The sequence below is a fragment of the Hyphococcus sp. genome, assembly GCF_041986965.1.
Lineage (GTDB): Bacteria > Pseudomonadota > Alphaproteobacteria > Caulobacterales > Parvularculaceae > Hyphococcus.
The window spans coordinates 897,128-912,699 of sequence record NZ_JBHIXB010000002.1 but is presented as its reverse complement, the minus strand read 5'-3'; the positions used below and the strand labels follow the sequence as shown (position 1 = coordinate 912,699).

The following is a 15,572-nucleotide window of genomic DNA, read 5'->3' as shown; positions in this document are numbered from 1 at the left end:
ACTCGATGAAAAAAACGTTCATTATGGCCGCTGCTGCTGTCGGGCTGGCGTTTTCGGCGCTTGCGCCGTCGGCTATAGCTGCGAGTGCGCTCGTGGAAAACGCCAAGAATAATTGCGTTATCGGCGAGCAGGCTGACGGTTATATTGGCGTCGTCTCCGGCGCTAATGCGGGGGCCGATCTGCGCCGCGAGATTCGCGACATCAATCAGCAGCGCAAGGCCGTTTATGCCGATATCGCCCGCAGAAACGGCGTCACCGTTGAGGTGGCGGCGGCGCTGACGGCTGAAAAGCTGATGAATCAGGCGACGCGGGGGCAATGCATCCGTGATACTTCCGGCGCCTGGATTAAGCGATAAGAACAAGCCAGCTCCGGCCGAATCAGGGATAAGAGAACTTTCAGCATTGTGAGAGTTCTCGCCCATGTCCGAAGCTTTTGACTTAAACCCGCCAGATGATGAGGGGCCTGACGCGCTTGCGCTGTCGGCCTTGCTTTCCTCCCGTGTCTGCCACGATCTGATCAACCCTGTGGGCGCGCTCAGCTCAGGGCTTGAAGTGCTCGATGATCCTTCCATGGAAGGGGCGATGCGCGATGCGGCGATGGACCTCATTCGCTCAGGCGCCCAGAAGGCCATCGCGCTCCTCTCTTACGCCCGTCTCGCTTATGGCGCAGCTGGCGGGTTTGGGGCGCAAATCAGCCTTGAAGACGCCCAAAAGGCGCTTACAGATCTCTTCGCGATCACCAAGGCTGAGCTTCACTGGCATATCGGCACCGGGCTGGCGGCGAAGGAGAACGTCAAAGTGCTGATGGTGCTTGCCTATGCGGCCGCAGATTGCGTGCCGCGCGGCGGTGATGTCTCCATTGAGGGGGATATTGAGAATTTCACCATCACGGCGACCGGCAAAAAACTGCTCCTGAACGACGACCTTGTCCGCGCGCTTGACGGCGACGACGCTGACATCACGCCAAAATACACGCCAGCCCTGATCGCCTCGCGTCTGGTCGAGTCGGCGGGCGGCGCCATCAAGGTCGAGCGTACGGAAGAGGAAGTGATTTTCCGAGCGGCGTTCGGTTCTTAATGCCGGTTAACGCATTCCTCACCATGACGTTAATCCTGTGCTAACGCGGTCAGGGCAAACTTGATCCGAACCTTTCAGGAACGGATTTTCTGACCATGACTGCATCGAAAACCTGCCTAGTCGTTGACGATTCTGACGTCATCCGCGAAATCGCCGGCCGTATTCTCACCGACCTCGGTCTGGAGGCGGAGGGCGCCGGCGACGCTTCAGCGGCGATCGAGTTTTGCCGCGCTGAAAAGCCTGCGGCTGTTTTTCTCGACTGGGATCTGCCCTCCATGGGTGCGCTCGACTTTTTGCGCGAGGCGGCGTCGCTCGAAGGGGACAGGCCGGTGATCATCCTGTGCGCGACGGAAAACGATCACCAGCAATTCACGCTCGCTAAGGCGGCAGGCGCTGCGCACCACATCCTCAAGCCTTTCGACAAAGGCGCCGTGGCGGCGAAACTTGCGGAAATCGGCCTGATCGACCCGGTTTCAGAAGCGGCGAACGGCTAAACGCCTGTCAAAATAATTCCACCGGGCCGCAATTTGTCATAGTGCGGTCACGGTGAATGGGTTTATCTCCTTGGCATGTCGCTTATCCAGCTCATCGTTCTTGCTGTCATTCAGGGGATTACGGAGTTTCTTCCAATCTCCTCTTCGGCGCATCTCATCCTTGCGCCGCTCGCGGTAAAGGACTGGACCGATCAGGGCCCTTTGATCGACATTGCCGCTCATGTGGGTTCGCTCGTTGCTGTTCTCATGTATTTCCGCGGGGAGACGGCGATGCTGTTTCGCGGCGGCGTTGATACGTTGCGGTTCAAGCCGAGCGATGACCGCAAGCTGTTTTTGTTTATTGCGGCCGCCACCATTCCGACGCTCGCATTGGCGGCTGTGTTTGTCCTTATGGATATAACGGACGCCTTGCGGTCGCCGGTGGTGATTGGCTGGACGAGCATCATTTTCGGCGTGCTTTTATGGTTTGCCGACAGGACCAGGGGTGAACGTGAAGGGCTTGACCGGATCACCTGGCGCGATGCGATTGCGATCGGTCTGGCGCAAATGATTGCGCTGATCCCGGGCGTCTCGCGCTCCGGCATCACCATGACCATGGCGCGCTTTTTGGGGATGACGCGCACAGAGTCGGCCCGGTTTTCCATGCTGCTCGCGATCCCGACCATTCTCGCGCTCGGTTTTTTCGCAGCGATTGAAATCGCCCGGGAAGGCGCGGGTGCAACCATGTCCAGCGCCGCCATTGTCGCCATACTTTCTTTTGCCTGCGCCTATGCGGCGATCGCCGCCCTGATGCGGTTGACGCGTAGCATCAGCTTCACACCCTTCGTCATTTACAGGGTTATTTTCGGGATCATATTGCTGGCGATGGCTGGTTCGCTGATGACGGGCTGACAAGCCTTGAGAGGGCCGCAAAAACGTCTTGGCTTTGACGGGTTTTCTGGTCATGACTCACTCGCAGTTTTTGAAAGCCCCTTATGGACGCCTCTCTTTTGAACTCCGCTCCCATCACTGCTGACGGCGTTCGCGCAGCGGCGGCGCGCCTTTCCGGAAAGGCGGTGCGAACGCCCCTGATCGAGAACCAGACCCTCAATGAAATTGTGGGGGGAAGGGTGCTGCTCAAGGCTGAAGTCCTTCAGCACTTTGGCTCTTTCAAGTTCCGCGGCGCCTATAACCTTGTTTCGCAACTTAATGAGGAAGAGCGGCGCAGGGGCATTCTCGCCTGGTCCTCAGGAAATCACGCGCAAGGCGTTGCGTTTGCCGCGCGTATGGCGAAGGCGCATGCGACAATCATCATGCCGGCTGACGCCCCTTCTATAAAAACAGACAATGTGAAAGCGCTCGGGGCCGATATCATCCCCTATGACCGTTATAGCGAAGACCGGGAGGCGATTGCCGAACGCATCATCGCCGAAAAAGGCATGATCCTGGCGCCGTCTTTCGACCATCCGCATATCATTGAAGGGCAGGGAACGACAGCGCTCGAAACTTTTGAAGACGCTGGCGCGCGCGGTTTGGCGCTTGACGCTTTTATTGTCTGCTGCGGCGGCGGCGGCCTCACGGCGGGGTGCGCCACCATTCTCGAAGAAGTCTCGCCGCAGACCGAAGTCTGGATCGCCGAGCCGGAGGGGTTTGACGAAACATGGGCGTCCATCCGCGACGGCGTGCGCCATCGGGCCGATGTCAGCCACCGGACGATTTGTGACGCCATCGCAACGCCTTCGCCGGGGCGCCTGACCTTGCCGATTATGGAGCGTCTGGTGCGCGGCGGGCTGACGGTATCGGAGGAAGATGTCCGCAAGGCGATGGTCTTCGCCTGGCGGGAGTTGAAGCTGGTGGTAGAGCCTGGCGGCGCGGCGGCCCTTGCCGGGCTCCTTTGCGGAAAATTCGACGCCAAGGGTAAGACAATTGCGCTGACGCTTTCTGGCGGCAATGTGGATGCGCCGCTTTTCGCCGCCATTCTGGAAGGTCGCCCTCTGCCGGCCTGATGCCGCCAGTCTGGTCTGGGGCCGATCCGCGTGTTCACGAATTTGAGTGGGAAATGGGCGGTTATTGAATTGTTACAATATATCCCCATATGAGGCCCATAGGAAAATGGCGGGTTGGCCACGAAAGGGTCAAAGGATCGTCATTTCCGAGTGGTAAAAAAAAACTATCGGATTTCATGTCCGGCGTTCACGCTTTGCTAGCCAGTTTCCCTGCAAAATCAGCAAGACGCCCGGATCCAGACGAGAGGGATCTGACAAAGGAAAAGACCCATGACTTTGATGAAAAACGGCGCAATTTTTAATGACGGAGAGCAAAAGTCCCTGTCTGCGCGTGATTTCGCAGAGCTCGGAGGGCGGAAACTCGTCTATGTGCGGACCGTCGCCGCCCGCGATGTCCTCGATGACCTTATCGATGATGAAGGCGAATTGACGATTGAAATCGAAGATGACGATATTCTCTATTCGGTCCACTCATCCAGCGGTGAACGATTGGCGCTTGTTGGCGACCGGGAACTCGCTTTCGCGGCGGCGCGCCAGCACGAAATGAACCCTGTCAGCGTTCACTAATACTCTAACGGTTTTTCAGGACATTTGAGTAGCGTTCAGGCCGCGTGGTGTTTTTGATCCGACGTGGCGATCGCGAACAAGGCTTCCGCCGAATCGGCGCCGCGGAGCGCATCCCGCGCATCCTCATCGCGGAGGAGGCGGGAAACTTTGGCGAGCGCTTTCAAATGCGCCGCCGTGGCGTTGGCTGGCGCCAACAGCATGAAGACGAGATCAACGGGTTGGTCGTCGAGTGCGTCGAAACTGACAGGTGTCTCGAGCCGCGCCAGCACGCCGACAATCTTGCCGAGGCCCTCGATCTTGCCGTGAGGCAGCGCGACGCCGTCACCGACGCCTGTTGAGCCGAGCTGTTCGCGTTCCAGGAGCGTCGACATGATATCCGCCGCCGGACGGTCGATCAGCGCGCTTGCCTTGTCAGCAATCGCCTGAAGCGCTTCGCGCTTACAGCTCGCCCGGAGGTTATGGATGACGCCCTGAGGGCTGAGAAGGTCTTCAAGTCCCATTACGCTCACGCAAACTCTTTCACTGGCTCCGCGCCCCTTACGAATAGTCCAAGCTGTTAAGAAGTTCCCTAAGTTCGGTATATCCGATCTAAAGGCGTCAGCCGCGCTGTGCCGCCAGCGAGGCCGCCTTTAGCGCTAAGAGGCCCCGGGATCAACCCACCCAATATGGCCGTCACGTCGGCGGTAGACCACGTTGATTCGGCCATGAGCGGCGTTTTTGAACACCACCGCAGGTTGTTCTGCGAGGTCGAGCTGCATGACGGCTGCGCCCACTGTCATTTCCCGCAAGGTGGTCTGGCTTTCCGCCACGACAACCGGGTTGGGATCGGCCTCTTCCTGATCGCCTTCCTCTTCCTCGCCCAGAGGCTGAAGCAGGTAATAGGAGGCGTTTTCCGCCGGCAGAGGCTCTTTCCCATTGGTATGGTGCTTTTTCAGCCGTCGCTTGTAACGGCGAATCCGTTTCTCGAGCTTTTCAAGGCTTTCCTCAAAGGCGCTGTAGGCGTCGCCGCCTTCGCCATGGGCGGCCAGAAACACGCCAGAGGCGAGATGGGCCATCAAATCACAGTCAATGAGATGACGCTCTTTAGAGAAGGTCACGGTCGCTTCCGCGCCGCGATCAAAATATTTGTGAACGCTGTCTTCGAGTTTGTCAGAAACATGGTTTTGCAGGGCGTCGCCCAGATCCATGTTTTTACCGCTGACCTGAATGTCCATTGGACCTCCTGAAAGTGGCGGCTCTCCCCCAAGGTACCGCGCCGCCATTATTATATTGGTTTTGGGGGCGCGGATTAAAGGGTTAGATCGCGGTTTGCAACATCGCCCGGCGGCGCTGGACCGAAGATGGAATATTCAATGTTTCCCGGTACTTAGCAACAGTTCGGCGAGCGATATCCACGCCCTCGGCAGACAGGATCTCAACGATCTTGTCATCCGACAGGACAGTGTCCTTGGTCTCGGCCTCGATCATCTCCCGGATGCGGTGGCGGACCGCTTCTGCGGAATGGGCCTCGCCCCCTGAGGAGGAGGCGATAGAGGCCGTGAAAAAGTACTTCAATTCGAAAAGGCCGCGCGGCGTCGCGATGTATTTATTGGAGGTGACGCGCGAAATTGTTGATTCGTGCATCTCGATGGCGTCGGCGACGATCTTGAGATTGAGCGGGCGCAGATGTTTGACGCCATAGGCGAGAAACGCGTCCTGCTGGCGCACGATTTCGCTCGCCACTTTCAGAATGGTTTGCGCGCGTTGATGCAGCGATTTTGCAAGCCAGTTGGCGCTCGCGAATTGTTCGGCAATGAAGGTTTTGTCTTTTTCATCTGCGCCGTTCACGGAAGAAATCTCGGCGTAATAGCGCTGATTAACGAGAACGCGGGGCAGGGTCTCGCTATTGAGCTCGACCTTCCAGCCGCCATCCTGGGATTTGGTGACGAAAACGTCCGGCGCAATCGCTTGAACGACGCCGCCGCCATAGGCGTAGCCGGGTTTTGGCGTCAGGGCGCGCACTTCGGCGATCATGTCGCGCACGTCTTCTTCGTCGGCGTCTGTCGCTTTCATGAGCCCTTTGAGATCGCCTTTGGCGAGAAGCTCAATGTTTTCCACGAAAGCCTGCATCGACGGATCGTAGCGATTGGCGTCGATCAGCTGGAGCTTGAGGCACTCTTTAAGATCGCGGGCGCCCACGCCGGAAGGATCGAAGGCCGTGATCATTTTGTGCGTTTCTTCAACATCGGCGAGTTCGGCGCCGAGACGTTCTGCAACGGTGGGCAGGTCTTCGCGCAGATACCCAGCCTCGTCGATCATGTCGATGATATAGGCGCCGATAAAAAGCTGCATCGGATCGCGCGTTGCGACATGTAGCTGCTCGGTCAGGTGATCTGCGAGCGAGATTTCCTTTTTCAGCGTCGCGCCGAATTCCTGATCGTCAAGACTGCGGCCCGAAGAGGCGGACGCCCAGTCATTGGGCTTATAGTCGCCATAGGCGGCGTCGCTGCCGGAGCTGTTGGGATCGACGTCATCATATTCGACATCAAGCGAATCGCGCGCTTCCTTGACGTTCGACTGATCTAATTCGCCAGAACTTTGAGATGCGTTCCCTGTTTCCGCTGGTTTCTCGCCGCGGCGTTCAGCGGGGCCGTCCGCAGGCGTTTCATCGCGTTCAAGAAAGGGGTTCTGTTCGAGCTGCTCGGCGACATATTCCGAAAGTTCGAGATTGGACAGTTGCAACAGCTTGATCGCCTGCTGCAATTGCGGCGTCATGACCAGCTGTTGGGATTGTCTGAATTCGAGTCTCGGAGCTAACGCCACAACGCCCCCTTGTCCTTCCTTTACATCTGGAACCGGTCGCCGAGATAAACACGGCGAACATCTTTGTCGCCGACGATTTCGCCGGGCGCGCCTTCCAGAAGCACCTCGCCTTCATGAATGATGTAGGCGCGGTCGATGATGTCGAGAGTTTCGCGAACATTGTGGTCCGTAATGAGGACGCCAAGGCCGCGGTCTTTAAGATGCGCCACCAGTTCGCGGATTTCCGCGATGGCGAGCGGGTCGATGCCAGCGAAGGGTTCGTCCAACAGCATGAAGGACGGGGCCGTCGCAAGGGCGCGGGCGATCTCCACCCGGCGGCGCTCACCGCCCGAGAGGGCGATGGCGGGCGCATTGCGAATATAGGTGATGTGAAACTCGTTCAGGAGATCGTCGATGATGGTCTGCTGCTTGTCCTTGTTGCGCTCCACAAGCTCAACGACGGCGCGCAGATTTTGCTCCACGGTCATGCCGCGAAAGATCGACGCTTCCTGGGGCAGATAGCCGACGCCGAGGCGCGCACGCTGATACATGGGCAGATTGGTCACATCATGACCGTCGATCATGATGCGGCCGCGGTCGGCCGGGATCAGTCCGGTGATCATGTAAAAGCAGGTGGTTTTCCCGGCGCCGTTGGGGCCAAGCAGGCCGACGACTTCGCCGCGTTTCACCGACATGGAAACGCCGCGCACAACCGGGCGGCGTTTGAAGGACTTGCCCAGATTCTCAGCCGCCAGCGCGCCGCCGCCCTCAATGACTTTGGGCTTCAGCTTCTGCGGCCGGGCGGTTTCCGCCGGGGAGATGTCGTTTGTCGGTTCCATCTGGTCGCTCATTAAGCGCGTCTCTCTTTAAAGTTCGGTGAAGGCGTCGGATCTTGGTTAATCGTTATTCAGGATTGCCGTTCTTTATGACTGTTCATCGTCCTTGCCGGTGAAAAACAGGCCGCGAATGCGTTTTCCGGCCTCAGGGGTAAACAAAACCTTACCGCTATCGACCCAGTAGGTGATCTTGCCCGCGGACATGACCTGCTTGCCTTGAGTGACGATGACATTATCGGTCATGACAATGGTGCGGGCATCGTTGTTGAAAACCGCCCGTTCTCCGGTAATGGCTTCCTCGCCGTTGGAGTAGCGCACCGAACCGATGGCGGTGATGGTTTCAAAGTCGCCTTCGTCCGTCAGCACCGCCTCTAGCCGGTCAGAGATGAGAATGGCCGGGCCCTGGACTACACGAACATTGCCGGTCCACACGGCGAGATTGTTTTCAAACTCCGCCGTGTCGCCGGTGATGTCGATCGGCTCCGTGCTGTCGCCGGCGGCGATAAGCTGCGCCGCAGCCGGCGTCATGGCGCTGAGGAGAAAGGCGGCGGCAAGGCATATTTTTTGAATCATTGCGGCTTCTCGATATCCACGTCTTTCAGCGCCGGTCTGTCGCTATTGGCGGTGTTTTCGTCCGGCTTGGGTCCAGCGTTTTTCGGGTAAATGCGCATATGCACATTGCCTTCGAAAACGACGCGTCCGTCGCCATTATAGGCTTTCATGCGTTCTGCGGTGAGTTCGCGGCCATTGGAGCCTTCGCCGTCGACGCCTGTATCGCTGGTGACGATCTCGTCCTTGATCGCGACCGAGGCGGACGGTGCGCGAAAAACATACACCTCCGAACCCACTTCGTGTTGCAGGGTCACCTGATCCTCAAGCTCCAGAATATTCTGTTCGGAGCGGTAAACGCCTTTGTCAGCGCTCACAACCGTGGAGCCGTTATTCTCGCCTTGCACTGCGTGCGGTCGGTCCAGCGTGACGATATCTTTCAGATTGGTGTTCTGGCGGGCCATCGCCGCCGTGATCTCAAAAGGCTTGCCCTTATTGTCGACCCCGGCGAAGCGGGGGCTCGCCATGCTCAGCTCTTCGGCCGATGCGTCGATATCCTTGAAGTCATCAAGAAATGCATCATCGACTTCATTAGACTGTGTATTGAAGAGGAATGCAGCGACGAGGACGAGCGCGAGGATTGGCAATGCGATGCGCAGGCGGCGGACCATGCGCGAACGGGCGGCGGCCTGATCGCCGGTGGTGCGCGCGCCGGAAGGCAGGCTGTCGAGAACGCGCCGCCTAGACGCGAGCGGCGTCGGTTCTGCCGGCCTTTCCTCATCGGTGACGAGAGTCGTCATATCCCCGTGCGATTTCCTATGAATTCCAAGAGCTTCGCTGCGCTGCGGCAAGCGCCGCAACGCATCTCTTCATATAGTCGCGCGGGCGCGGGAGGGAAGCAAGGGGCGTAAATTTCCCCGTAAAATCCGGCCTTTTGGGGTCAGAAACTCAGGAATGGGCGAAAATATCGACCTCAGGCCAGCCCGCGAGGTCCAGCGCCGCCCTTGTGGGCAGGAAGTCGAAGCAAGCCTCAGCCATGGCCATCCGGCCTTCCCGGGTCAGCATTGCGTCCAGTTTTTCCCTCAGCGCATGGAGGTGGAGGACATCCGAGGCGGCGTAATCCACTTGCGCGTCGGAGAGCTCATCGGCGCCCCAATCGGAAGATTGCTGCTGTTTGGAGATATCGACGCCCAGAAGCTCCCGGCAGACATCTTTCAGCCCGTGCCGGTCCGTATAGGTGCGGCAGAGCTTGGAGGCGATCTTGGTGCAATAGACAGGCGCCGTTTCCACACCGAGCCATTGCTTGAAGGCGGCGACGTCGAACCGGGCGAAGTGGAAGATTTTCAAGACCTTCGGGTCGGAGAGCAGCGCTTTCAGCCGCGGCGCGTCATAGGTCTGGCGATTGAGCTGGACGAGATGGGCGTCGCCGTCGCCGGCGGAAAGCTGCACCACGCATAAGGGATCACGATGGGGGATAAGCCCCATGGTCTCCGAATCGATTGCGACGACGGGGCCAAGATCGAGGCCCTCCGGCAAATCGCCCTTATGCAGATAATTGGTCATTGCGTCTTTCTACGCTGGTTATTCCAGTCGTCTTAACATTGTCGCGGGAATAGTGAAGGCCCGATTAAGCCACTTTGCGGATGATGACTGACCCGGCGGAATAGCCCGCCCCAAAGCCGCAAATGACGCCAATATCGCCGGCGACGAAGTCCGCCTTGTGTTTGTGAAAAGCGATAATCGATCCTGCGGAGGAGGTGTTGGCGTATTCGTCGAGCACGACCGGCGCTTCTTCGCGGGTTGCATCGCGCCCAAGGACCTTCCGCGCAATAAATTCATTCATGGCGAGGTTTGCCTGATGCAGCCAGAAGCGTTTGACCTGTTCGGGTGTGACGCCGACATCGTTCAAATGGCCGGAGATCAGTTCGCTGACCATGGGCACCACTTCTTTGAAAACCTTGCGGCCTTCCTGCATGAACAGCTTGTCTGTGGCCGGGTCCGTTTGCGGGTCAGCGGGCGCGCCGGTCTCCCTTTCGCAGTGATTGAGGAAGCCGAAATTGTTTCGGATGTTGTTGGAGAATTTGGTCTTGAGGCGTGTGCCGAGGATCTCCCAGGACTCTCCAGCGGCGGCGCCCTCATTGCTTTCCAGTATCACTGCCGTCGCCACATCGCCGAAAATGAAATGACAGTCGCGATTGCGGAAGTTCAAATGCGCCGAACAGATTTCCGGATTGACCATGAGAATGCGCCGTGCGCCAGCCCGAATAAGACCAAGACCTGTTTCAATCCCAAATGTCGCCGACGCGCAGGCGACATTCATGTCGAACGCAAAACCGTCAATGCCGAGCGCATCCTGAATTTCAACGGCGATCGCAGGATAGGCGCGCTGCATGTTCGAGGCTGCGCAAATGACGCCGTCGATGTCTTGCGGCTTGAGGTCCGCCGCGCGCATGGCGTCGCGCGCCGCACTCACGGCTATTTCGGCGAGCAGGGACAGGTCTTCGTTGGGGCGCGGCGCGATTTTCGGCGCCATTCGGGAGATATCGAGGATGCCGTCCTTATCCACGACGAAGCGCGATTTGATGCCGGAGGCCTTCTCGATGAATTCAGGCGATGAGGGTTGCAGCGGTTCCATGTCGCCCGCCGCGATGGCCGCGGCGTTCTTGTCGTTGAAGTCTGCGACATAGGCGTTAAGGGAGCTCACCAGCTCCTCATTCGAAATCGCATGGGGCGGGGTGTAAAGGCCGGTGGCGACGATACGCACGTCAGCGGCGACAGGATTGGACATGAGGCGTTTCCGGAAATGTTGTTTCCGGCAATTTGCGCCCTTCGCCCTTCCGGCGCAACCCGCCTATCGGGCGAGCTTCTGTACGGCTCTCCAGCGTGGACAGGCCGTCTCGTGGTCATTGACCATGCCCACCGCCTGCATGAAGGCGTAGACAATCACCGGCCCGCAGAATTTGAAGCCGAGGCGCTTGAGCTCCTTCGCCATAGCCTCGCTCTCCGGCGATTTGACCTGATGATCGCGATAGTTTTTCACTTTATTGACGATAGGCTCGCCATCGACGAAATCCCATAGAAGGCCGGAAAAGCCATCCGGTCTCGTCTCCATGATCTCGAGATATGCTTTGGCGTTGCCGATGGCTGCGTTGATCTTGGTCGATGAGCGGATAATGCCCGCATCATTCATCAGTCGTTCGATTTTTTTCGGTGAGTAGCGCGCAATCTTTTCCGGGGTAAAGCCGTCAAAGGCTTTGCGGAAATTGTCGCGCTTATAAAGGATCGTTCGCCAGGAGAGACCGGCCTGAAATCCATCCAGGATCAGTTTTTCAAACAGCGCCCGGTCATCATATTCCGGCACACCCCATTCTGTGTCGTGATATTCACGATAGAGCGCGTCATCGAGCGGCGCCCAAAGGCAAGAGGTTTGGAGATTGGGGGCTTTAGAGCCGGCGGACTTCACCACGGAAAACCTCGTCATTGTTTTCCGACAGGTAAGGCCGCCAGCCTCTTAAAATCAATATTGCAAGATCAATATTCGAATGTCGGCATCGCGCCGAAGTCAGGCGCCGTAACCACGCGGATGACGCCGGTGTTGTCGTCAACAAGCAGCGACGTCATATCCACAGAGACAAGGCGGTTGCCGAGCGCGCCGAGCCCGCCCACGGAGAGAACAGCCGTTTCAAAGCGACCGGGATCGGCAAGAATAATGTCAAACATGTCCGCGACCTTATCGCCATTTTCGTTGACGACCGGAGCCCCGATCAATTCCGAGACGCTCATCATATCGCCCGGGTTTTGAATCAGGCCGCCCGTGGGATGATAGGCGAGGGATTCAGTCATCTGGCGAAGTTCTCCATCGGTCATAGCGACCGTGACAGCAATATCGCCATCGCCGCTGATGGCGAAGGCGAACCGGTCCGCGGTGATTGTCGCCGGATCGCCGCCCAGGCCCAAAAACGCGCCATCTTTCAGTATGAAGGCGCGCAGGGCGCCATCCCGGCTGAACAGGAGATCGTCAATCTCGGCGATCGCCAGACGGTCTTCGCCGCGCACGGATTCACCGATGATATTACGCACCGTAAAGCCCCGGGCGTTCGCCTGGGACAATTCGTTTTCGATAAAGTCTCCGGCAGTATCGGCGGCTTCGCTGGCGGCGGCGGAAATTTCTTCGCCGACACGGGCGGCGCCTTCGCCGACATCCTCAGCGCTTTCCTCGACGATCTCGCCGGGTTTCGGTTCGTTTTCAACGGGTTCATCCCGCGCACAGGCGACGGCCAGCGTGGAACTGGCCGCGAGTAAAATCGCGTATCTCATCCTTTTCCTCTGTAACAGCGCCCAATCGAGCGTTGCTCAGCGAACAGGAGAAAAGACTGGTGGTTCCCGAACCCGCTCAGATGTGGTGGAAAAGCTTTAAGAGCCAGAAGATCAGGATAAGGACTTGCACCACGAAAAATGCAAATCGCAGAAAAACGAACAGCCGGTTTGTCGAAATGAGATGGGTGACGGATTGGGCGACGCGCGCGCCGAGAAACATATAGGCGAGGCCGTCGGTCAGCGCTGTTTGACCGGTTGCGATCGCATAAAGCAGCACCGCGGCCACGAGACCCATATTTTCATAACAATTGGCGTGCGCGCGGGTGAGACGCTTTGCGAACCCTTCCATATCGTCGCCGGATGGGGCGAAGGAATTCGATGCGCGCTTTCCCTGCATCACCAGCGATGTGCGCACGATGGCAAGAAACAGGAGCAGCAATATGAACCAGGACGCGTAGGCGAGCAGGGCGGTTGCGGTGGGCGTCATGACGGGTCCTCCTTATAGTTGTGATCTTCAGACCACCGAGGAACCTAGCCCTGTTCGAGATAGTCTGGAATCTCCAAAAGCAGTTGCTTGCCGCCGCATTCTATGGGCGTTCCTTTGGCTTTCGCCTTCTCCCAACGGTCGAGACGGATGATCGCGAGGGCGACGCCATCTGCGGCGCTCATCGTTTCGCCGAGGGTTGAGCCGCCTGCGGTGACTGGCGCGCCTTTCTCCGCCGCCGGTCCGTCAAACTTAGCGATCAGCGTCCGGCGCCGCACATCGCCCTTGCGCTTCATGCGGCTGGTGACTTCCTGACCGACAAAGCACCCTTTTTTGTAGTTCACGCCATTGAGCAGGTCGTAATTGACGTCGAGAAGAAAGACCTCATCGGCGCTGAAGTCTTTTCCGAAATCGGGGACGCCGAGCGCGATGCGCGCGCGGTCATACTCTCTGTTTGCGCCTTCTGCTGTTTCGCTAACGATAGCGCGCCAGCCAAGCTTTGTATGGCGCGGGTCAGGAAAGCCGTTTTCAATCTTCTCGGCGCTGGCGACGACCTTGAGGTCTTCCGCAAGATCAAGGCTGACTTTCGCCCTCAGCTTGTAGAGCGTGAGACGTTTGAGAAGCGCAGCCGCAGCATCCGTAAAACAGTCGATCAACAGCGCATCGCCATCGCTGGCGATGAAAAAATCAAACAGGATTTTCCCCTGCGGCGTCAGTAGGGCCGAGAAGATCGCCGGCGCGGTTTTGAGCCGCTCCACATCCTGGGTGATGATCCCCTGCAAGAATGAGAATCGGTCTTCGCCGGTGAGGCGAATGACGGCGCGGTCGGGAAGCGGGGCAGGGTTGGTCATAAGCGCGGATGTAAGGGGCTTTCGCCAATAATCAAAGGGGCTCTTGTGCGGCCGTCGTCCCCCGGCCTACAAGGCGGGCCATGGCGAAAACCAACGATCAGGAGACCGTGTGACGGACCGTCTTGTAATCCGCCGGCCCGATGACTGGCATGTGCATCTGCGTGACGGGGCCATGCTGGAAACAGTTGTGAACTACACCGCGCGCCAGTTTGCGCGCGCCATCGTGATGCCGAACCTGGTTCCGCCGGTCACAACTGCGCAGGCGGCTGAGGCCTATCGCAAGCGCATTATGGCGGCGGTCGACGAGGGGCTCGACTTCACGCCGCTGATGACCTGTTATCTGACCGACAGTCTTGACGCCAAAGAGGTCGAGCGCGGCCACGCTTCTGGCGTTTTCACCGCCTGTAAACTTTATCCCGCGAACGCGACAACGAATTCCAGTTTCGGCGTCACCGATATCGCAAACATCTATTCCGTTCTGGACGTCATGCAGCACATCGGCATGCCGTTGCTCGTGCATGGCGAGGTCACCGACGGCGATGTCGATATTTTCGATCGCGAAGCGGTATTCATTGACCGCGTCATGAAAAAAGTGGTTTCGGATTTCCCCGCACTCAAAGTCGTCTTCGAACATATCACCACCTCTGACGCCGTGGATTTTGTGAACGCCGCCGGACCGACTATCGCGGCGACGATTACGCCTCATCATTTGCACATCAATCGCAACGCCATTTTTCAGGGCGGCATCCGGCCGCATCATTACTGTCTTCCGGTCGCGAAGCGCGAACAGCACCGGCTGGCCTTGCGCGCGGCAGCTATATCCGGGTCGCCGAAATTCTTTCTCGGCACCGACACGGCGCCGCACGCGATTGAGGCGAAGGAATCGGCTTGCGGTTGCGCCGGCATCTTCAATGCGCCCTTCGCGCTGGAGAGTTACGCGGCGGTCTTCGAAGAGGAGGGCGCCCTCGACAAGTTCGAGGCCTTCGCCTCCGAATACGGGCCGCGCTTTTATGGACTCCCGCTCAATGAAGGCGAGGTTGCGCTGGAGCGAACGGAAATAATCGTTCCGGATGCGGTGGGGCCCGACGATGCGCGCCTGACGCCGTTTCACGCCGGAGAAAAACTGACCTGGCGGCTGGCCGGTTCTTAAAAACCGTCTCACGAAATCAGCTTATTGTTCCGTCGCCGGCGTTATTACATAAGGCGACGCCGTAAAGCTCTCGGCTTCCTGTTCTTGACGCAAGGCCTCGGTCAGGCGCGTGACGATGGCGTCGCCTTGCGCGGCGCGCCCGGCGGCGTAATCGCGCGCGCGACGGTCACAACCCGGATAACGCCGCTGCGCGTTGCGATAGCCTTTGTTAAATCCCTGCACGAGTTGTTCGCGTTCGGCGTCCTGGGGTTCTTCGAGCTCGATCATTTTTTTCATGCGCTCGCGCCAGACATCGGCCTCATAACGCGGATCGCAAGTGCGCCGGAGATGGTGCAATTCGCCAAAGAGCTCCGCGAGCGCGGAAAGATCGCGCTGACGCTGCTGATAGGTTTCAAAATCCTGCGCCGACGCCATGGAGAAAGGCGCGGCCAGCAAAGCGAGACCAGCGATGATGATGCGACGGGACATGGCGCTCCTAATT

At 58.4% G+C, this 15,572-nt stretch carries 20 protein-coding genes; 7 read left to right on the top strand and 13 right to left on the bottom strand.

Annotation, left to right across the window (positions count from 1 at the left end; translation table 11 throughout):
- Positions 1-5: 5 nt before the first annotated feature.
- The 6 genes from ACFC5L_RS13270 to ACFC5L_RS13245 all read left to right on the top strand — a co-directional run bounded on the left by ACFC5L_RS13270 (position 6) and on the right by ACFC5L_RS13245 (position 4,123).
- Positions 6-356 carry a YdbL family protein gene (locus tag ACFC5L_RS13270; protein WP_375202456.1) on the top strand — a complete coding sequence of 117 codons (351 nt, stop codon included), beginning with the start codon at positions 6-8 and terminating at the stop codon, positions 354-356.
- A 64-nt stretch (positions 357-420) separates the two neighbouring features.
- Positions 421-1,077, top strand: a complete 657-nt coding sequence (locus ACFC5L_RS13265; protein ID WP_375202457.1) for a histidine phosphotransferase family protein — start codon at positions 421-423, stop codon at positions 1,075-1,077.
- Positions 1,078-1,172: 95 nt separating this feature from the next.
- Entirely contained in the window at positions 1,173-1,571 is a 399-nt protein-coding gene (locus ACFC5L_RS13260; RefSeq protein WP_375202458.1) for a response regulator, read from the top strand.
- 75 nt (positions 1,572-1,646) lie between these two features.
- Positions 1,647-2,462, top strand: a complete 816-nt coding sequence (locus ACFC5L_RS13255; RefSeq protein WP_375202459.1) for an undecaprenyl-diphosphate phosphatase — start codon at positions 1,647-1,649, stop codon at positions 2,460-2,462.
- An 83-nt stretch (positions 2,463-2,545) separates the two neighbouring features.
- Entirely contained in the window at positions 2,546-3,556 is a 1,011-nt protein-coding gene (locus tag ACFC5L_RS13250) for a threonine ammonia-lyase (RefSeq protein ID WP_375202460.1), read from the top strand.
- Positions 3,557-3,826: 270 nt separating this feature from the next.
- Positions 3,827-4,123, top strand: a complete 297-nt coding sequence (locus tag ACFC5L_RS13245) for a DUF1150 family protein (RefSeq protein WP_375202461.1) — start codon at positions 3,827-3,829, stop codon at positions 4,121-4,123.
- Between the two features lie 35 nt (positions 4,124-4,158).
- Here the strand turns inward: ACFC5L_RS13245 and ptsN are convergent, their stop codons facing one another.
- The 12 genes from ptsN to ygfZ form a co-directional block, all read right to left on the bottom strand.
- On the bottom strand, positions 4,159-4,623 hold the full coding sequence (ptsN, locus tag ACFC5L_RS13240) for a PTS IIA-like nitrogen regulatory protein PtsN (RefSeq protein WP_375203276.1): 465 nt from the start codon (positions 4,621-4,623) through the stop codon (positions 4,159-4,161).
- A 135-nt stretch (positions 4,624-4,758) separates the two neighbouring features.
- Positions 4,759-5,337, bottom strand: coding sequence for a ribosome hibernation-promoting factor, HPF/YfiA family (gene hpf, locus ACFC5L_RS13235; protein ID WP_375202462.1), 579 nt, complete (start codon positions 5,335-5,337; stop codon positions 4,759-4,761).
- Between the two features lie 82 nt (positions 5,338-5,419).
- On the bottom strand, positions 5,420-6,925 hold the full coding sequence (gene rpoN, locus ACFC5L_RS13230) for an RNA polymerase factor sigma-54 (RefSeq protein WP_375202463.1): 1,506 nt from the start codon (positions 6,923-6,925) through the stop codon (positions 5,420-5,422).
- A gap of 20 nt (positions 6,926-6,945) precedes the next feature.
- The gene (lptB, locus tag ACFC5L_RS13225; RefSeq protein WP_375202464.1) at positions 6,946-7,755 is read right to left on the bottom strand and encodes an LPS export ABC transporter ATP-binding protein; all 810 of its coding nucleotides are present in this window, start codon (positions 7,753-7,755) and stop codon (positions 6,946-6,948) included.
- Positions 7,756-7,827: 72 nt separating this feature from the next.
- Complete coding sequence (locus ACFC5L_RS13220; RefSeq protein WP_375202465.1) at positions 7,828-8,313, bottom strand: LptA/OstA family protein; 486 nt, start codon at positions 8,311-8,313, stop codon at positions 7,828-7,830.
- On the bottom strand, positions 8,310-9,089 hold the full coding sequence (lptC, locus tag ACFC5L_RS13215) for an LPS export ABC transporter periplasmic protein LptC (protein ID WP_375202466.1): 780 nt from the start codon (positions 9,087-9,089) through the stop codon (positions 8,310-8,312). The genes ACFC5L_RS13220 and lptC overlap by 4 nt, the downstream gene beginning before the upstream one ends.
- A 148-nt stretch (positions 9,090-9,237) precedes the next feature.
- Positions 9,238-9,852, bottom strand: a complete 615-nt coding sequence (locus ACFC5L_RS13210) for a ribonuclease D (RefSeq protein WP_375202467.1) — start codon at positions 9,850-9,852, stop codon at positions 9,238-9,240.
- Positions 9,853-9,916: 64 nt separating this feature from the next.
- Positions 9,917-11,077: a beta-ketoacyl-ACP synthase III gene (locus ACFC5L_RS13205; RefSeq protein ID WP_375202468.1), complete on the bottom strand. Its 1,161-nt coding sequence runs from the start codon at positions 11,075-11,077 to the stop codon at positions 9,917-9,919.
- A 63-nt stretch (positions 11,078-11,140) separates the two neighbouring features.
- Positions 11,141-11,770, bottom strand: coding sequence for a DNA-3-methyladenine glycosylase I (locus ACFC5L_RS13200; RefSeq protein WP_375202469.1), 630 nt, complete (start codon positions 11,768-11,770; stop codon positions 11,141-11,143).
- Between the two features lie 50 nt (positions 11,771-11,820).
- Positions 11,821-12,606, bottom strand: a complete 786-nt coding sequence (locus tag ACFC5L_RS13195; protein WP_375202470.1) for a PRC-barrel domain-containing protein — start codon at positions 12,604-12,606, stop codon at positions 11,821-11,823.
- A gap of 76 nt (positions 12,607-12,682) precedes the next feature.
- The gene (locus tag ACFC5L_RS13190; protein WP_375202471.1) at positions 12,683-13,093 is read right to left on the bottom strand and encodes an MAPEG family protein; all 411 of its coding nucleotides are present in this window, start codon (positions 13,091-13,093) and stop codon (positions 12,683-12,685) included.
- Between the two features lie 44 nt (positions 13,094-13,137).
- A complete protein-coding gene (ygfZ, locus tag ACFC5L_RS13185; protein ID WP_375202472.1) occupies positions 13,138-13,941 on the bottom strand; it encodes a CAF17-like 4Fe-4S cluster assembly/insertion protein YgfZ in 804 nt (267 codons plus the stop codon).
- A 109-nt stretch (positions 13,942-14,050) separates the two neighbouring features.
- Here ygfZ and pyrC point away from each other — a divergent pair, with 109 nt between their 5' ends.
- The gene (pyrC, locus tag ACFC5L_RS13180; protein WP_375202473.1) at positions 14,051-15,091 is read left to right on the top strand and encodes a dihydroorotase; all 1,041 of its coding nucleotides are present in this window, start codon (positions 14,051-14,053) and stop codon (positions 15,089-15,091) included.
- Between the two features lie 21 nt (positions 15,092-15,112).
- Here pyrC and ACFC5L_RS13175 read toward each other — a convergent pair whose 3' ends face one another.
- Complete coding sequence (locus ACFC5L_RS13175; protein ID WP_375202474.1) at positions 15,113-15,559, bottom strand: TIGR02301 family protein; 447 nt, start codon at positions 15,557-15,559, stop codon at positions 15,113-15,115.
- Positions 15,560-15,572 lie beyond the last annotated feature (13 nt).